Origin of the sequence: Sutterella sp. AM11-39, assembly GCF_003472385.1 — a bacterium.
Taxonomy (GTDB): domain Bacteria; phylum Pseudomonadota; class Gammaproteobacteria; order Burkholderiales; family Burkholderiaceae_F; genus Duodenibacillus; species Duodenibacillus intestinigallinarum.
In genome coordinates this window covers 270,083-286,567 of the sequence record NZ_QRLV01000001.1, presented here as the reverse complement: position 1 = coordinate 286,567, position 16,485 = coordinate 270,083, and the positions used below count along the sequence as shown (strand labels likewise).

At 56.9% G+C, this 16,485-nt stretch carries 15 protein-coding genes and 1 tRNA gene; 5 read left to right on the top strand and 11 right to left on the bottom strand.

Translation table 11 applies throughout. The annotated features are described in order from the left end of the window. Positions 1–2: 2 nt before the first annotated feature. Positions 3–608: a glutathione S-transferase N-terminal domain-containing protein gene (locus tag DW133_RS01360; protein ID WP_118274467.1), complete on the bottom strand. Its 606-nt coding sequence runs from the start codon at positions 606–608 to the stop codon at positions 3–5. 172 nt (positions 609–780) lie between these two features. On the opposite strand from DW133_RS01360, the gene mscL reads away from it, so the two are divergent. After that, a complete protein-coding gene (mscL, locus tag DW133_RS01355; RefSeq protein WP_118274465.1) occupies positions 781–1,269 on the top strand; it encodes a large conductance mechanosensitive channel protein MscL in 489 nt (162 codons plus the stop codon). 31 nt (positions 1,270–1,300) lie between these two features. Here the strand turns inward: mscL and DW133_RS01350 are convergent, their stop codons facing one another. The 5 genes from DW133_RS01350 to hemA all read right to left on the bottom strand — a co-directional run bounded on the left by DW133_RS01350 (position 1,301) and on the right by hemA (position 6,102). Then, positions 1,301–2,041, bottom strand: a complete 741-nt coding sequence (locus tag DW133_RS01350; protein ID WP_118274463.1) for a Nif3-like dinuclear metal center hexameric protein — start codon at positions 2,039–2,041, stop codon at positions 1,301–1,303. A 58-nt stretch (positions 2,042–2,099) separates the two neighbouring features. Continuing rightward, positions 2,100–2,741, bottom strand: coding sequence for a nitroreductase family protein (locus DW133_RS01345; protein WP_118274461.1), 642 nt, complete (start codon positions 2,739–2,741; stop codon positions 2,100–2,102). A gap of 62 nt (positions 2,742–2,803) precedes the next feature. Next, positions 2,804–3,613, bottom strand: a complete 810-nt coding sequence (gene prmC, locus DW133_RS01340) for a peptide chain release factor N(5)-glutamine methyltransferase (RefSeq protein ID WP_118274459.1) — start codon at positions 3,611–3,613, stop codon at positions 2,804–2,806. Further along, positions 3,610–4,692: a peptide chain release factor 1 gene (prfA, locus tag DW133_RS01335; RefSeq protein ID WP_118274457.1), complete on the bottom strand. Its 1,083-nt coding sequence runs from the start codon at positions 4,690–4,692 to the stop codon at positions 3,610–3,612. The genes prmC and prfA overlap by 4 nt, the downstream gene beginning before the upstream one ends. Positions 4,693–4,818: 126 nt before the next feature. Next, a complete protein-coding gene (gene hemA / locus DW133_RS01330) occupies positions 4,819–6,102 on the bottom strand; it encodes a glutamyl-tRNA reductase (RefSeq protein WP_118274455.1) in 1,284 nt (427 codons plus the stop codon). A 207-nt stretch (positions 6,103–6,309) separates the two neighbouring features. Here hemA and DW133_RS01325 point away from each other — a divergent pair. Together DW133_RS01325 and DW133_RS01320 are read left to right on the top strand one after the other, a co-directional pair. After that, positions 6,310–6,385: transfer RNA gene (locus DW133_RS01325), tRNA-Phe, on the top strand. 282 nt (positions 6,386–6,667) lie between these two features. Beyond that, a complete protein-coding gene (locus DW133_RS01320) occupies positions 6,668–7,426 on the top strand; it encodes a GDSL-type esterase/lipase family protein (protein ID WP_118274453.1) in 759 nt (252 codons plus the stop codon). Between the two features lie 74 nt (positions 7,427–7,500). Here the strand turns inward: DW133_RS01320 and DW133_RS01315 are convergent, their stop codons facing one another. The 5 genes from DW133_RS01315 to DW133_RS01295 all read right to left on the bottom strand — a co-directional run bounded on the left by DW133_RS01315 (position 7,501) and on the right by DW133_RS01295 (position 14,458). Then, on the bottom strand, positions 7,501–8,628 hold the full coding sequence (locus DW133_RS01315; protein WP_118274451.1) for a 5-methyltetrahydropteroyltriglutamate--homocysteine S-methyltransferase: 1,128 nt from the start codon (positions 8,626–8,628) through the stop codon (positions 7,501–7,503). A gap of 111 nt (positions 8,629–8,739) precedes the next feature. After that, positions 8,740–9,567, bottom strand: a complete 828-nt coding sequence (rsmA, locus tag DW133_RS01310) for a 16S rRNA (adenine(1518)-N(6)/adenine(1519)-N(6))-dimethyltransferase RsmA (RefSeq protein WP_118274449.1) — start codon at positions 9,565–9,567, stop codon at positions 8,740–8,742. 30 nt (positions 9,568–9,597) lie between these two features. Further along, on the bottom strand, positions 9,598–10,593 hold the full coding sequence (gene pdxA / locus DW133_RS01305) for a 4-hydroxythreonine-4-phosphate dehydrogenase PdxA (RefSeq protein WP_118274447.1): 996 nt from the start codon (positions 10,591–10,593) through the stop codon (positions 9,598–9,600). Positions 10,594–10,701: 108 nt separating this feature from the next. Next, positions 10,702–12,114 carry a peptidylprolyl isomerase gene (locus DW133_RS01300; RefSeq protein WP_118274445.1) on the bottom strand — a complete coding sequence of 471 codons (1,413 nt, stop codon included), beginning with the start codon at positions 12,112–12,114 and terminating at the stop codon, positions 10,702–10,704. Further along, positions 12,098–14,458, bottom strand: a complete 2,361-nt coding sequence (locus DW133_RS01295) for an LPS-assembly protein LptD (protein WP_118274443.1) — start codon at positions 14,456–14,458, stop codon at positions 12,098–12,100. Before DW133_RS01295 ends, DW133_RS01300 begins: the two co-directional genes overlap by 17 nt. A gap of 247 nt (positions 14,459–14,705) precedes the next feature. Here DW133_RS01295 and DW133_RS01290 point away from each other — a divergent pair, with 247 nt between their 5' ends. Next, positions 14,706–15,722 (top strand): aminoglycoside phosphotransferase family protein, encoded by a 1,017-nt coding sequence (locus DW133_RS01290; RefSeq protein ID WP_118274441.1) that lies wholly within the window; start codon positions 14,706–14,708, stop codon positions 15,720–15,722. Between the two features lie 20 nt (positions 15,723–15,742). After that, complete coding sequence (locus DW133_RS01285) at positions 15,743–16,474, top strand: sugar phosphate nucleotidyltransferase (RefSeq protein ID WP_118274439.1); 732 nt, start codon at positions 15,743–15,745, stop codon at positions 16,472–16,474. Positions 16,475–16,485: the final 11 nt, after the last annotated feature.

The window sequence follows — 16,485 nt, the reverse complement described above, 5'->3', positions numbered from 1 at the left end:
AATTAACGGCGCATCACTTTTTCAGAAGGCGTCATCGAGTCGATGAACGAATTGCGGGCAAACACCGTTTCGGCGTACTTCAGCAGCGGAGCGGCGGAGCTCGGCAGATCGATGCCGTACAGCCCAAGGCGCCAGAGCAACGGGGCCAGCGTGATATCGAGCATCGTGAATTCGTCGCCCATCAGGTACTTGTGCTTCGAAAGAATCGGAGAGAGCTGGATGAGCTGTTCGCGGATCTGTGCGCGGGCTATCATTTTGCGCTTTTCGTCGGCGTCGCGCTTTTCAAGCAGGCGTACGAAGCTGAAGAGTTCGCGTTCGAACGTGTAGATGAAAAGACGGGCGCGCGCACGCATAATGGGATCGGCCGGCATCAGCTGCGGATGCGGGAATCGTTCATCGATATACTCATTGATGATTGTGGACTGATACAGCGTCAGATCGCGTTCCATCAGGATGGGCAGTTCGCCGTAGGGATTGAGCTTGGTGATCTCGGCGGGCGGGTTGCTCGGATCAACGTCAATCACTTCAAAGTCGCCGCTTTTTTCATGAAGAACGAAACGGCAGCGGTGCGAAAAGGGGCAGGTGGCACCCGAGTACAAAACCATCATAAGTATCTAAACACCAAAAGAACGAAAAGGGGAAAACTCAGCCTAGCTGAGGAACCGAGCTTTTCGGAAATCAAAGAAGGTTGAATTTTACCGAAATCGCTTGAAAATCGCGAGAAAAATCACGTAACATACTGAATTTAAATAAAAATCAGATCGAAAGAAGGAAGGAATAATGAAAAAGTTTCTGCAGGAATTTCAGACTTTCATTTCGCGGGGTAACGTGCTTGATTTGGCAGTTGCCGTGATCATTGGCGCGGCGTTTTCCGCCATTGTCAACAGTCTGGTCAAAGACCTGATCAATCCGCTTCTGGGCTTTCTGGTGGGCAAGCCCGACTTCACCGGTCTTTTTATCGTGTTATCGGAACCTGAGGGTTACACGGGACCGCGTACCTATGAGGCGCTGACTGCCGCAGGCGCAACGGTTTTTGGCTATGGTGCATTTCTTACGGCCGTTGTGCATTTCCTGCTTCTCGCTTTCGTGATCTTCTGGCTTATCAAAGTGGTTACGGGACTGCGAGTCCGTCTGGAAGCCCTTGCCAAGGCCGACAAGGAAAAGGCAGAGGAGGAAGCGGCGGCCAAACCTCAAGTGACGCCCGAAGACATCGCGCTGCTGCGCGAAATTCGCGATCTATTGAAAGAGGCCTCTGCCAAGAAGTCCTGACAGAGGCTCAGAGAGGTTGTCTGCGTGTTGATCAAACGGGATTATCGATGTCGATGAATGTGACGTCTATGTCCGTTTCAGTGGCGATTCGTTCGCCCAGAGCGCGCACGCCGAAGCGTTCGGTAGCGTGGTGTCCGCAAGCAAAGTAGGTGATGCCGAGTTCCTTGGCCTGGTGGAAAGTGCGCTCGCTCACTTCTCCCGAAATGAAGCAGTCGCAGCCGATGGCGGCAGCCTCTTCGATCAAGTCCTGCGCTGCGCCCGTACACCAACCGATGCGTCGGATTTCACCCTGTTGCGGTCCCAAGACAAGCGGTTTGCGGTTTAAAAGAGTTTCAAGTCGGTCGGCGAGGTCCGGCACCGTTATCGCGCAGTCGCATGGTGCCGACCAGCCGTAATCGCCGAAGCGCATGTCGCCCGAAAGGCCCAGGGCTTTTCCGAGCAATGCGTTGTTGCCGATTTCTGGATGATCGTCAAGCGGCAGGTGGTAGCCAATGAGGTGCATACCGCTTTCGATCAGACGGGAGATGCGTTGGTATCGAATACCGGTGATCCGCGCTTCTTCGCCCTTCCAGAACCAGCCGTGGTGCACAAGAACGGCGTCGGCGCCTTGAGCGGCGGCCGCTTCGATGAGATCAAGCGAGGCGGTGACGCCGGTCACCAGACGTTTGACGTCGCGGCTGCCCTGCACCTGCAGGCCGTTGGGCGCGTAGTCGCGGTAAGAAGACGGATCGAGAATGCTGTCGAGCAGTTGAATCAGTTCACGAATATGCATGTCGGGACGAACCTTGGCGAGCGCAGCGTGAGATCGCTGAGCGCTTGTGCGGATAGGGTTAAAGTTTGTGGAAGATGCGCTGAGCCGGCCAGCGTGACTTCGGGCGAGCAGCATTGTGGTCGTCGGCAGCGCCGTATCCGAGCGCTACGGCGTACTGGGCGTGCATGCCCTTTTCGCGCAAGCCGAGAATTTCGTCAACCTTGTCGGCGTCCCAACCTTCGATCGGCGTGGAATGAATGCCGAGAGCGGCTGCGGTGTAGAGCAGGAAGCCCTGAGCAATGTAGGCTTGCTTACCGGCCCAACAGGCGATTTCGCCGGCATCGCGATATTTGCCGACGAAGAAGCGACGACGCTGACCATTGTCAACCTTGTAGGCGGGATCCTGGTAGCGGCCGTCGGTTTCTTCCTGATCGTCCAGATCCTGCATGTAGGTTTCATCCAGATCGGTGTGAATGGCGCAGCCGATCAAACGATCGGAATCCGTCACGCGGCTATGGTTGAAGTCGGCGATGGCAGGCAGAAGCTTTTCTTTAGCTTCCTTCGTGTCGGCAATGAAGAACTCCCAGGGCTGAGAGTTGACGGAAGAAGGGGCCAGGCGCAGCGACTCCAACAGCAGATCGAAATCGGCGTCGCTGATTTTGCGGGAAGCGTCGTATTTTTTGGTGGTGTGACGCTCTTGGAGCAACTTCAAGATTTCCATTTTCGGTTCGTCCTTTCAAAAGAAGACGGCGTTGCGCGCCGCCAACGCCCGAAAACAGGGTTTTAGAGCGTGGCGCAGCAAAGCCGTGGATTGTCCCCGAGGTCGCGCACCGTACGCACGGACGCAAAGCCCGTCGACCGGAAAATTGCAGCGACCAATTCTCCTTGATTGTAGCCGTGCTCAACAATGATGCTGCCGTGTTCGCGGAGATGTTTAGGCGCATCAGCCGCCAGAATTCGAATGTCGTCCAGTCCGTCGGTGCCGGACGTGAGCGCGCTGATGGGTTCAAAGCGAAGTGCCTTGAGGTGTTCGTCGTTTTCTTCGATGTAAGGAGGGTTGGAGACGATGAGATCGAATTTCTCGTCGGCAAAGGCGCTAAACCAGTTGCTTTCGACAAACGTCACTTTGGCGCCGAATGCTTCGGCGTTGCCTTTGGCGACGATCAGGGCATCCTTGCTTTTGTCGCAGGCCCAGACTTGAGCCTTGGGACAGTCAAGCGCAATCGTCACGGCAATGCAGCCGCTTCCGGTGCCGAGATCAAGAACACGGGGCGCTTCAAGATTCTGGAGAAATGCCAGAGCCTCTTCGATGAGCGTTTCGGTGTCCGGACGCGGAATGAGCGTGGCGGGCGTGACGTGAAAGGGGCGTCCCCAGAACTCTTGCGTGCCCACAATGTAGGGAATGGGTTCTCCGGCCTGGGCGCGTTGCAGACAGGAGTCAAAAAGCGAGACTTCTTCGTCCGTGAGGGAATATTCCGGATGTGCGATGAGAAATTCTTTGGGTTTGCGGATGGTTGTTGCAAGCAGCAGTCGCGCTTCCGAACGGGAAACGCGTCCTACGGCCTGAAACAAGCCCTGCGCAACCGTCGTCACGCGTTTTCTCCCATCGCGGCGAGCAGTTCGGCGCGATGTTCGTTTTGAAGCGCGGTCAGAATTTCATCAAGGTCGCCGTCCATAATCGCACCGAGCTTGTAGAGCGTCAGATTGATGCGGTGGTCGGTGACGCGGCCCTGCGGGTAGTTGTAGGTGCGAATGCGTTCGCTGCGGTCGCCGCTGCCGATTAGGCTCTTGCGAGTGCTTGCTTCTTCACTGCGGCGCTTCTCAACTTCCATGGCGTAGAGGCGGCTGGCCAGAACGCTCATGGCGCGTTCCTTGTTTTGGCGCTGGCTACGTTCGTCCTGACATTCGACTACAAGCCCCGTGGGCAAGTGCGTGATGCGGACGGCAGAGTCTGTTTTCTGCACGTGCTGGCCGCCGGCGCCGGAAGCGCGGTATACGTCAATGCGCAGATCCTGCGGATTGATCTTGACGGCTTCTACTTCGTCGGCTTCGGGCATGACGGCAACCGTACAGGCCGAAGTGTGCACGCGGCCCTGAGCTTCTGTTTCCGGCACGCGCTGCACGCGGTGGCCGCCGGACTCGAATTTCAGTCGGCTGTATGCACCTTCACCGATGATTCGGCAGATGACTTCACGGTAGCCGCCGAGATCCGAGTCGCTCTTGCTGACGATTTCCACGCGCCAACCGCTGCGTTCCGCGTAGCGCATGTACATGCGCAGCAGGTCGCCCGCAAACAGTGCCGACTCTTCGCCTCCCGTGCCGGCACGGATTTCAAGGAAAGTGTTCTTATTGTCGTCCGGGTCGCGCGGCAGAAGCAAAATTTGCAGGTCCTGTTCGAGTTCTTCGAGCTTTTTCTTGCCAGCGAGCATTTCTTCGCGGGCAAATTCGGCGACTTCGGGATCCTTGGCCATTTCTTCGGCCGTAGCGATGTCCTCGAGCGTCTGTTCGTATTCCTTGGTCTTGAGAACAACCGGTTCGATTTCGGCGCGTTCGCGCGAAAGTTCCGTGAAGCGCTTCATGTCGTCTGCTGCAACAGGTGCTGCGAGCATGGCATCGAGTTCTTCAAGACGACGGCAAAGACCGAGAAGCTTGGCGCGGATGTTTTCTTTCATGGCACAAAAAAGAACGGCCGGGTATTTCAGACGGCCAGGGAAAATTCGTATGAGGAAATCGCTAAAGAAAGCGGACGCGACTGAAATTGTACGCGTCCGTTGCTTGTCTCTGAAAAAAGAGGAATTTTAGCGAGGTCCGAAGAAGTGGCCCACAATCATCGTCATATGCTCGCGCTCTTCACTGGTCAGACCTTCGGCATTACGCAAAAGCACGGTGGGATCATGCAGAAGCTTATGCATGAAGGCTTTGCCGAAGAGGTCAATCACGACGGCTGGGTCTGCGCCCTTTTCAATCTGCTTGATTGCTTTTTGCGTCAATTCTTCTCGGGCCTTTTCCGCGCGGTTGCGGATGCGGGCGATGGCGGGCACGGCTGCACGCATCTCAAGCCATTTTTCAAAAGCCTGCACGCGCATCGAGATGATCACTTCGGCTTTGACTACAGCGGCCTTGCGGCTTTCTTTGCCGGATTCGACGACGGCGCCGAGTTCATCCATGCTGTAGACGTAGACGTCGTCCAGACGGGAGACTTCAGCTTCCACGTCGCGCGGCACGGCCAAGTCAACGATGCAGATCGGACGATGGCGACGTTCTTTGACGGCGCGCTCAATCATGCCCAAGCCGATGATGGGAAGGGCGGAAGCCGTACACGACACAATGATGTCGAAGTTGCTGATCACCTGCGGCAGGTCTTGCAACTTCATGGCTTTGCCGTTGTAACGTGCTGCGAGGTTCTGGCCGCGTTCGAGCGAACGGTTGGCCACGGTAATTGAGCGGGGCTGCTGTGCCGAGAAATGGGCGGCACAGAGTTCGATCATTTCGCCGGCGCCCACAAACAGCACGTTTGAGTCGGACAGGTTGCCGAACAGACGCAATGACAGACGCACGGCAGCTGCGGCAAGACTCACGGAGTTGGAGCCGATGGCCGTACTCGAGCGCACTTCTTTGGCAACGGTAAACGCATCCTGGAAGAGGTGGTTGAGCATCAAGCCCAAACCCTTGACGTCACGGGCTGTCGCCACGGCTTTTTTGAATTGGCCGACGATCTGCGTCTCGCCGAGTACCATCGAGTCGATGCCCGAAACCACACGAAAGACATGACGAGCCGCTTCGCACTGTTCGTAGACGTATACATGCGGTTGAAGATCGGTCGTGCGCACGCCCTTGAGTTCTTCGATGAGCTCAAGAACGGAATCAGCGGCACGCTTGGTGTCGACTGCCGCGCAATAGATTTCCGTGCGGTTGCAGGTCGACAGAATCATGGCTTCCGTGACACCGCCGGCATCCGCGGAAGCCAAGCGGGTTTTGATGAGAGCGACGGTTTCTCCGGTATCTTCAGGACCGAAGGCAACGCGCTCACGCACCGCAAGCGGAGCGGTCTTATGGTTAAGGCCGAGACAAAGCAACTGCATGGGGTCAATAACAACGAATTCGTCTGCCGATTGAGGTTTGTTGTTCTTCTTCCCCAAGGGCGCGGTTCTTCGTATACGTCTACTGGTTGATCTTAAGATAGCGCGGATTATGCTTCAGAAATGTTTTGAAAAACTTAAGGCGGAGAGAAATTTCAGCCGGGCACTTGCAAATTTCCAAATTAGCCTATATAGTTGCGCTTCTCTGTTGGCCAGGTAGCTCAGTTGGTAGAGCAGCGGATTGAAAATCCGCGTGTCGGCGGTTCGATTCCGTCCCTGGCCACCAGTTCTGCTGAAGAACCACCCTCGCGGTGGTTTTTTTGTATCTGCCGTCTTTGAAGTGGTCTCGGATTTTTGGATGCCAATGGGATCCAAAGCATGCAGATACCACAACACATCCGACAACAGGCCTGCGAAGGACTTTTGTTTCTTTGTTCCAAGAAGCGACTGACCAAGTTCACTTTTTTGCCTTTGTGACTAGCTTTCTTACCACAGGTGTTTGTTACCTCAAGACTGAAGAGATCCGAGCGTTAAACTCCTCCCTTGATTTACTGTCGGAGGGTATTTCATGTCCGTTTCTCTTCGCTTCAAAGCAACCGCGATTGCGGTGACTGCTTTTCTTTCATGCTCCGTCGTTGCAGCTCAGCAAAAACCGACAATTTTTGTCTACGGCGACTCCAATACATTCGGCTGGGTCTACGAACCCAAGACGCAGATCGTTTCACGTCTGCCCGTTGATGAAACCTGGCCCTATTTCATGAATCGGGAGCTTGGCAATAAATACCATTTGGAAGTCGACGCACTCGGCGGCCGCACGACGGATGTCGATGAGCCGGAAAGTCCGGGCAGCGGCAAAATTCCTGGCGAGACCTATAACGGACTGACTACGTTACCTGCCGCACTCTCGGCCAACATGCCCGTTGATCTGGTTATCGTTATGCTCGGCTCCAACGATCTGAAAGCAGGGCATCATCGCGGTCCGAAAGAGATCGCGCAGGGACTGGTCAATCTCACGAATTGCATCAAAAGCGGAGAGTGGCAGCGGCGTACCGCCTATAAGCCGCCTCGTGTTCTGATTGTTTTGCCGCCGGAACTCGACGGCGACAACACGCCCTACGGGGACTTCTTTGCCGGAGCACTTGCCAAGACCAAAGCTTGGGGTCCTGTGATTGAAAAGGCAGTACGAACTGCCGGCGCCGAGTATTTCGACGGCGGGGCTGTTGTGGGCATGCCTGATCAACCCGACAAGGTGCATTTGTCTGCACACGAGCACGAACTTCTCGGCAAAGCGGTGGCGGGCAAGGTCCGCGAAATGATGGCTCGCTGATTCGGCTGACAAAAAAAGAAAACGCACGCTCACATTTTTATGACCGTGCGTTTTTTGTCTGAGACCAATAGTCTTTAGCTCGCGTCGGCCCAAACCTCACGGGCGATGTCACGCACAAGGCGCACCTTGGCCCATTGCTGCTCCTCGGTCATGATGTTGCCTTCTTCGGTCGACGAGAAGCCGCACTGCGGAGACAGGCACAGGCGTTCGAGCGGTACATATTTGGAAGCTTCCTGAATGCGAGCTTTGATGGCTTCCTTGTCCTCAAGTTCGGGGAATTTGCTCGTGATCAAGCCGAGTACAACCGTCTGATCTTTGATGAAGCGCAACGGTTCAAAACCGCCGGCGCGTTCCGTGTCGTATTCCAGGAAGAAACCGTCGACGCGGCAGTTGCCGAAGAGATTTTCGGCCACCGGCTCATAGCCGCCGGAGCTAAACCACGTGGAGCGGAAGTTGCCGCGGCAGATATGCATCGTCACGGTCATATCTTCAGGTTTGGCTTCAAGAATTTCGTTGATGCAGGCGACATACTTGCGGCCGACGGTGTCGACATCGATGCCGCGTGCGGCGTAGGCGGAGCGTTTTTCCTGCGAGCAAAACTCGCCCCAACTCGTGTCGTCAAACTGCAGATAACGGCAGCCTTTGGCGTAGAGCGCGAGCATGGCGTCCTTCCAGGTCTGGGCGATATCGGCAAAAAGTTTGTCGTCGTTGCCCTTGTAAAGATCAATGGCCTCATAGTTTTCTTCGCGCACGCAGCAAATCAGGTGCAGCATCGAAGGCGAAGGAATTGTGAACTTGATGGGCGCATCGCCGGCCAGAGCCTTCAGACGATCGAATGCCTCCAAAAACGGATGGTTTTCCGGAAAACGGATTCTGTCGGCAATCACGATGGTCTCGGCTTTGGGCTGATGACCTTCGAAATGCACCGACCAGGCCTCGGCTTTGACGTGACGAATACCGCCGAGAGACGCCAGAAAGTCCAAATGCCAGTATGCTCGGCGAAACTCGCCATCGGTGACGGCGCTCAAGCCGTTTTCACGTTCCTTGGCAATGAGCTTCTTGATTTCGGCGTCTTCAATGGCTGTGAGTTCTTCCTTGCTGATCTGACCGCAGGAGAATTTGACGCGGGCCTGCGCCACGGTTTTGGGACGCAGAAAGCTGCCGACGACATCGCAGCGATACGGCGGATTGACGTGAACCATAGTGGGAATCCTTCCAGAGTGAATATTGAATACAGTGCCCACATTCTGCCGAGAAAAAAGAAGGCTTGTCGCGGTAATACGACAAACCTTCTGCAGAAACACACGCTCGATTTAGTCGACCGTGGTACCGGGTGTGACGGCTTTGCGTCCGAGAGCTTCGGCCTTTTGCGCCAGGCGGACAAATGCGTCCAGCGGCAGCGCCTCGGCTCGCGCACCCGGATCTACGTCGCAGGCGGCGATTTCTTCGGCCGAAAGAAGTGCCGAGAGCGCATTGCGAATTGTCTTGCGACGTTGCGAGAAGGCGTTGGCGACGACTGAACTGAAGAGTTCAAAATCGACGGAGGGCACCTCTTCCTTGGCCTTGGGAATCATGCGCACGACCGAGCTCATTACCTTCGGCGGCGGGTTGAATGCGCCCGGCGGCACGTCAAAGAGTTTTTGCATGCGATAGCGCCACTGCAGCATCACAGACAGACGTCCGTAGGTTTTGCTGCCGTGCTGGGCCACCATGCGGTCGACCACTTCCTTTTGCAGCATGAAGTGCTGATCCTTGACGTGATCGGCGGCTTCAAGAAGTTTGAAGAGCAGGGGTGAAGAGATGTTGTATGGAAGATTTCCGACCACGCGCAGGTTGTCGTTTTTGGCCACTTGCGTCCAGTCGAGCGTGAGCGCGTCGGCTTCGATCAGACTCAGAGACTCGGGGAACGTTTCCTTGAGCCATGCGGCGAGATCGCGGTCGATTTCTACGGCACGCACTTTGCCTGCACCCGCAATCAATTCGCGGGTCAATGCTGCCTGCCCCGGGCCGATTTCGACGATGTCGTCGCCTTCAGTGGCGTTGACGGCTTTGGCGATGCGCTCGATCCAATGGCGATCGTGCAGAAAGTTCTGCCCGAAGCGTTTGCGTGCGCGATGTCCCTGAAGTCCTTCACTGGCCATAAATGTGTTCTCTGAAAGTCGTGTTGTAGGTTAACCGAGCAGGCGCTGCAGCTCGCGGATTCTCTCGCGGCGTTCCGCCATATGGTGTGCGATGGAAAGAGCGGCAAGAAGGCTTCCTTCGTGAGCTTCGCCGCTGCCGGCAATGTCCAGTGCCGTGCCGTGATCGACCGATGTGCGTACCCAAGGCAGCCCAAGCGTGATGTTGATGCCGTGCCCGAAGCCCTCGCGCTTGAGAGCGGGCAGTCCCTGGTCATGGTACATGCACACGATGCAGTCGAAATTTTTGGAGTGAGCCGGCACGAAAATCGTGTCTGCCGGCCACGGACCTGAAAATTCGGCGGAATGAACCGTAGCCTTGGCGCGTTCAATCGCAGGCGCAATGCGTTCGATTTCTTCGCGGCCCATGTGGCCGGATTCTCCCGCGTGCGGGTTTAGGCCCGTGACGGCGATGCGCGGACGCTCAATGCCGAAGTCCTGATGCAACGCATGTGCGCAAATCGCAAGCGTCTTGTCGAGCGCTTCGTCGGTGATGGCCGCGGGAATCTGTTGCAGAGGTAAGTGCGTTGTCACCAGCGCCACGCGCAGAGCCTGCTGGCTTGTGCCCGATGTGAGCATCATGACCACGCGGTCAACGCCTGCAAACTGCTGGAAAAATTCGGTGTGTCCCGTAAACGGAATGCCTGCTTCTATGATGATGCTTTTTTGCACCGGAGCCGTTACCACAGCGCTGTAGGTGCCGTCCTGAGCGCCTTGTGCGGCGCGTCGCAGGGTTTCGACGACGTAGGGGGCGTTGGCAACGTCAAGCTGCCCTGGCACGGCAGGATGCGCAAGCGGCACGTGCTCGAACTTCACCCAGTCCGGAAAGATGGAGCCAAAGCCCAGTTTCTCGGACGTCTTGATCAAAAGCTTTTTGTCGCCGATGAGCGTGACGGGTGACTTGACGCGACCGGTAAAGACCGCTTTGACGCTGATTTCCGGACCGATGCCCGCAGGCTCTCCGGTAGTGATCGCAATGCTGGAGGACATTCTCAAACCGAGTACCAAAAGCAAACGCCTGTGGCTTTCTGCTGGCTTGTGTGTCAGCCGGAAGTCCGCAGGCGTTTTGGTTGTCAGGCGCTTGAAAGCGCCGAAAAATTAGTAATCGTTGGTGCGGATTTCGACGTAGGCGCGGTCGCGCAGCTCGCGCTGCCAGTTGTATACAGCTTCGGCAAGCTTCTTTTCACGCAATTGGTTGCGGGCGTTGATGCGGCTACGTTCGGCATTAGCTTCCGCCGTACGGCGTTCAAGCACCTGAATCAGGTGATAGCCGTAGGGCGTACGCACCGGTTCGGAAACTTCGCCGGGCTGCAGACGATTCATCACCGTTTCGAATTCCGGCACTGTATCGCCCGGGCTCACCCAGCCGATGTCGCCGCCGCGGGTGGCGGAGTTGTCAACGGAATTCAGACGAGCGAGTGTGGCAAAGTCTGCTTCACCCGTGGTGATGCGGTGGCGAATGTCGTTCAAGCGCGTGAGCACCTGGTCTTCCGGCGTGAGGTCGGAGACGAACATCAGGATGTGGCGCACGTGGGTCTGCTCGATGGGCGTGCCGGCGAGCTTGGCCTTGACGCCGTCGCGACTGTCTTCGAGGAAAACGATGTGAACGGCACCCGAAGAGCGCACCGTCGTGATGAAGTTGCGCTGCGTGCGGTTGTTTTCAATGGCCTTCCAGAAAATGGTCGGCAGACGAGAGGCATCGCGCCATCCCAGATCACCGCCCGACAGCGCGTCTTCGGCCTTGGAGTTGGCTGCAGCCAGCGAACTGAAGTCCTCTCCGTTGCGGACGCGTTCAACCAGAGCTTCTGCTTCACGTTCAACATCGCGCGCTTCAGAGTCGGAAGCGCCCGGCGGGATCGGCAGCAGAATGTGACGCACGTGGTATTCCTGCGTGTCATTGGTCGTAAAGCCCGTTTGTTCGGCAAGGAACGCATCGACTTCACTTTCCGGAATCGTGATCTTGCTGTCGACTTCTCGTTCGCGCAAACGTTGCGCCGTGATTTCGTCGCGCACCTGCGCGCGGAACGCGCCGAAGCTCACATCGTCGGCGCGAAGACGCTCGCGCAGCTCGTCGACGGTCATCTTGTTGTTGCGCGCGATCTGTTCGATCGAGGCGCTCACCATTTGCTCATCGACGCGAATGCCCAGTTCCTTGGCTCGCTGCTCGGTGGCCTTTTCGGTGATCATGCGCTCAAGCACCTGACGGCGCAGTTCCTGCATCGGGGGCAGATTGATGTTTTGCTGACGCAGGTTGATGGCGGCCTGACGCACACGGTTTTGCAGTTCGTATTCCGTGATGACGTCGTTATTGACGACGGCGGCGATGCGGTCGGCGAACTTGGATGCACCGGTCTGTTGTTCGGTCAGAGCCTGGCCTTCGGCAGCGGCAACCGGCTGCGGCTCTTCGGCCGTCGTTTCGCGAATTTGACTGCTCTGTTGAGCAAAAGCGGGCAGCGCGGCCAGAACGAGGACGGCTGCCGTCAAAGTGATTCTTTTATTGGTAGTAGTCATAGGTACCGATGGAGGTGGGCACGGGGCTGCGGGTTTGATAGCCCGGGATGCTGCGTTGCAGTTCGGAGAGCGGACTCGACCCGACTGCGCCCAGACCGGTCAATTCTAACTGCAAGAAGAAGTTCGTTTCATCATTCTTGTCTTCATCGCGAGTGTAACGTTGTGCAACAGCGCGCAGCGTCCAGCAACCCGCGTGATATTCGACGCCGGCAAGACTTTCAATGAATTTATGGTCGTAGAGCGAATAGTTCTGGCGTAACAAGGCGTAGACCTTGTCGGACAAGGGCCACTGCAAAGCAAGGTCGATTTGATCGATGTAGTCTTTGCTGTTGCGGTCCTCCTGCCAGTTGTAGCGGTAATAGAGGCCGATCACGCTCTGAGGCTTGGGTTGCCAACGAACGCCCGCGACAGCCTTCTTAAAGCTCGAGCGCTCCCAGGACCACTGACCGAAGAGCGAAGCAGAGATGGTGCGTGTCAGGCGCGCGCCGATGCTTGCAAGAAAGTCGCTCTTTTGGTTTTCCATCGAGATGCGTTCGCCTTCGCTATTGACCGTGCGATCGTTGAAGTAGTAGCGCTGACCGATCGAGGCCTGTAGCCATTCCAGACCGCTGTCGGCGTCGATGAAGCGGCTCGTGACGCTTGCCGTCACCTGATTGGTTTCGGCGATGCGATCGTAACCGGCCCAGGTATTTTCGCTGTAGAGCTGAGCAAAGTTCAGATCGGCAACGCTCGAGTCAAAGAGCGGGATCTGGCTTTGGTCGCGATACGGCGTGTAGCTGTAGAAGATGCGCGGCTCTAGCGTCTGGAGTACATCACGGTTGGCCACATTGATGTCGCGCTCAAACGTAAGGCCCGAGTCGATCGAGAACATCGGCACGGTGTAGCCCGGTGACGAGTCCGTATAGCGATCGGAGCTGTCGTGATCAAGGTCGTACTTGGTACTGATCAACTGTGCCTTGGGCGTAACAAACCACCCTGCGCCTCGAATCGGATAAGCGATCTGCTGATGGAAAACGAAGCGATCGCCGTCAATTTCGGTCGGGTGCACGAAGCGCGTGGCTTCCAAGTGCGTGGTGAGTTCAAAACCGGCGGCGTCGGCCACAAACGCATTCCAGGAGAACTGGGGCTCGCGCTCATAGGGCTTGTCGGTATCGTTGATCGTCTGGTTCTTCGTGACGCGAACGGCGGCGTTCCAGTAGGTCGACGTGTAGTTCAGCCAGTAGTCCTGCGGCAGGATGTCATCCGTGTTATCGCGCAGACTCGTCGAAAAGTCGTCGAAGTAGTCGTCGTCGGACACGCGGTTGTAGTTGATGCCGTAGCCGAAGTTGTTCCAGCTGCCGCGAATATTGGCATGCAAGCTGTAGCGCTTGTCACCGTAGTCGCTGTCGTGCGGCATGTATTCGCCGGAAATTTCGCCCTCAAGATGCTTGGTGAGGAAGCGGAATTCGTTGCCGATCATCATGCCGCGTTTGGTGATGATCTGCGGCGTGAGCGTATAGTCGTAATTCGGCGCGATGTTAAAGTAGTAGGGCACCGAAATATCAATGCCGCGCGAAGAGCTCATGCCGAACACAGGCGAGAGAAAGCCCGACTTGCGCTCGGCCGACAACGGGAACGTAAACCAGGGCGAACCCAGGACGGGCATGCCGCCGAGCTTGAGAACGGCGCCAGTGCCGGTGCCCGACTGCTCGTATTCATCGAGCGTCAACTCGTCCATCTCAACCCACCAGGCCGGGTTGTCGCCTTCGCAACTCGTAAGCAGCACGTCCTTGAGTTCGGTTACGTCGGCCGAGGCAAAGCGCATGCAGCGGGCTTTGCCGCGAAGGCCGCGCGGCTTGTATTCGTAGTCGACGTTTTCGGCTTCGCCTGTGCCGTCGTCGAGCTGATAGGTTGCTTCAGGTGCGTTGAGTTCAACGCCTGCGCGCGAAACCTGCGCGTCGCCTTTGACCTGCACTTCCCCGGTCTGTTGCGTATAGACGATCGTCTCACCCTTGATGACGGTTCCGGCGCGGCGCAGCTCGGCGTCGCCTGTCATTGTGAGTTCCGTTTCCGGAGACCCTTCGATCGTGTAGGCGTAGCCAATGGCGGGGGCATCTTCCGGCTTCGCGCCGGGATCGGCGAGCGTTCCGGTCCATTGATCCAGATAAGCGGCTTGCGCATCGTTTTGCGCTGGCGACTGATGGGCGGCCGATTGGGAAGGTGTATGCGGCGGGGTGCGCACTTCGGCGCTGGCAATGTTAAGCCACTCCGTTGCAGGGGCGCGCGCGTGCGCGACCTGCGCACAAAGCGCGGCCGTCACGGCGGCGACCAGAGGGAGCAGTTGCGGCTGTGAGTTCCGGGGCATTTTCAATACAGTTCGCTGTTTGGTGTTCGGATTATAGAGAGAGACGTGTTACAACCGAGGCTCAAATGGCCGAGCAGTGCGAAAAAGGCGCAATTTTTCTCTTCTTTTGACGCCGATTTGACACTTGGAGCCGCTGGGATAGCCAATGTTGCGGTCCGAGCGGCTTCTTTTCAGAGCAGTTCTGCGCCTTTTCGGCCATAATCCGCCTCACAAGTTTTCCGTGACCGCTTTTGTAAGGATAAGAGTGATGCTGACTGCGCAGGACGAACGCCTGGAGGCTCTCAGCCGTTGGCTTGAAGGCCAGACGGCTGTGACCGGACTTGATCTGACAACCGTGACGCCGGCAAGCGCCGATGCGAGTTTCCGTCGCTACTTCCGCGTACAGGGCGAGGGGGCCACTTATATCGTGATGGATGCGCCGCCCGAAAAAGAACCGATCGATTCGTTTCTCAAGGTTGATGCGCTCATGAAGAATGCGGGCTTGAACGTGCCTGAGATTCTCGCAAGCGATGCCGAGCAGGGCTTCATTCTGATGAGCGATTTGGGGCGTCAGACCTATCTTGATGTTCTCAACGAAGATAACGCGGCTCGCTTGATGGATGCGGCTACCGACGCGCTTGTGAAGTGGCAGGCGGCATCCAAGCCCGGCGTGTTGCCCGAGTATGACTATGCCGTGCTGCGTCGCGAAATCGATCTTTTCCCGGAATGGTACGTGGGCCGTCATCGCGGCTACACGCTTACCGAAAAGCAAAGCGAAATCATTGAGGGTGTCTACGAGAAGATCATTGCCTCGTGTCTGGCACAGCCCAAGGTCTTCGTGCATCGCGACTTTATGCCCCGCAACCTGATGGTTTCCGACCCGATGCCGGGCGTGCTCGACTTCCAGGATGCGCTTTACGGTCCCGTCACTTACGACATCGCTAGCCTTATGCGTGACGCTTTCATCAGTTGGGGCGAAAGCTTTGTTCTCGACATCACGATCCGCTATTGGGACAAGGCACGCAAGGCCGGCATTCCCGTGCCGCAGGACTTCGGTGAATTCTGGCGTGAAGTCGAATGGATGGGCATACAGCGTCACCTCAAGGTGCTCGGCATCTTTGCCCGCATCAACTACCGCGACGGCCGTCCGAAGTACCTTGAGGACACGCCGCGCTTCCTGCACTATGTGCGCGAAACGGCCAACCGCTATAACGAACTCAAGCCCATCAACTGGCTGCTGGATCAGTTCGAAGAGCAAAAGACCAAGGTCGGTTGGACATACTGAAAAAGACGGAGACTCTACCGATGCGCGCGATGGTGCTTGCCGCCGGCCGAGGCTCTCGGCTGCGGCCTTTGACCGATACGACTCCAAAGCCACTGCTGCAGGTGGCCGACGGCGTGCGCCTGTGTGACTGGACGCTTGCCGGACTCAAGCGCGCCGGCATCACGGACATCGTGATGAACACGGCGCATTTGCCCGAGACGTTTGAGGCGTTGCCCCAGGAGCTTGCAGCCCGCGGCCTGCATCTGGAATTGTCTCGCGAGGCCAGGACGCACGATCAGTCGCTTGAAAGTCTCGGAGGCATCGTCCGTGCGCTGCCGCTGCTTACTGACGAAGGGCGAGACATGTCGCCTGTGGTGATCGTGGCCGGAGATGTGGTGCACAACTATGACTTTTCACGTCTTTTTGCGCGCGCTCGAGAAATTGAAGCGGGCGATTACGATGTCTTTCTGGTGGCCGTACCCAATCCAAACTTCAACAGTCAGGGTGACCTGACTGTCTATGCCGATGGCAGCGTTTTGCGTGGAGAACCGCCGCGCGGACACAGTTACGGCTGCATCATGGTGGTCAATCCCAAGATCTTCGATGGGTTGAAGCCCGTGTGGTGCAAACTTTTCCCTTGGATGTGGGACTTTGCCGACAAGGGGCGTATGCGCGCCGAAGTCTTTGAGGGGTTCTGGGACAACATCGGCACGATTGAGCAGCTGCAGGCGCTGCGGCGCAACACCGAGGCTCTGAAGTGGGCTTGTTTCTGATCTTAAGATAA

Bases quoted from the DNA above. Each gene is read 5' to 3' on its own strand.
- DW133_RS01360 (WP_118274467.1), bottom strand. From the start codon at position 608: ATGATGGTTTTGTACTCGGGTGCCACCTGCCCCTTTTCGCACCGCTGC.
- mscL (WP_118274465.1), top strand. From the start codon at position 781: ATGAAAAAGTTTCTGCAGGAATTTCAGACTTTCATTTCGCGGGGTAAC.
- DW133_RS01350 (WP_118274463.1), bottom strand. From the start codon at position 2,041: ATGCATATTCGTGAACTGATTCAACTGCTCGACAGCATTCTCGATCCG.
- DW133_RS01345 (WP_118274461.1), bottom strand. From the start codon at position 2,741: ATGGAAATCTTGAAGTTGCTCCAAGAGCGTCACACCACCAAAAAATAC.
- prfA (WP_118274457.1), bottom strand. From the start codon at position 4,692: ATGAAAGAAAACATCCGCGCCAAGCTTCTCGGTCTTTGCCGTCGTCTT.
- hemA (WP_118274455.1), bottom strand. From the start codon at position 6,102: ATGCAGTTGCTTTGTCTCGGCCTTAACCATAAGACCGCTCCGCTTGCG.
- DW133_RS01320 (WP_118274453.1), top strand. From the start codon at position 6,668: ATGTCCGTTTCTCTTCGCTTCAAAGCAACCGCGATTGCGGTGACTGCT.
- DW133_RS01315 (WP_118274451.1), bottom strand. From the start codon at position 8,628: ATGGTTCACGTCAATCCGCCGTATCGCTGCGATGTCGTCGGCAGCTTT.
- rsmA (WP_118274449.1), bottom strand. From the start codon at position 9,567: ATGGCCAGTGAAGGACTTCAGGGACATCGCGCACGCAAACGCTTCGGG.
- pdxA (WP_118274447.1), bottom strand. From the start codon at position 10,593: ATGTCCTCCAGCATTGCGATCACTACCGGAGAGCCTGCGGGCATCGGT.
- DW133_RS01300 (WP_118274445.1), bottom strand. From the start codon at position 12,114: ATGACTACTACCAATAAAAGAATCACTTTGACGGCAGCCGTCCTCGTT.
- DW133_RS01295 (WP_118274443.1), bottom strand. From the start codon at position 14,458: ATGCCCCGGAACTCACAGCCGCAACTGCTCCCTCTGGTCGCCGCCGTG.
- DW133_RS01290 (WP_118274441.1), top strand. From the start codon at position 14,706: ATGCTGACTGCGCAGGACGAACGCCTGGAGGCTCTCAGCCGTTGGCTT.
- DW133_RS01285 (WP_118274439.1), top strand. From the start codon at position 15,743: ATGCGCGCGATGGTGCTTGCCGCCGGCCGAGGCTCTCGGCTGCGGCCT.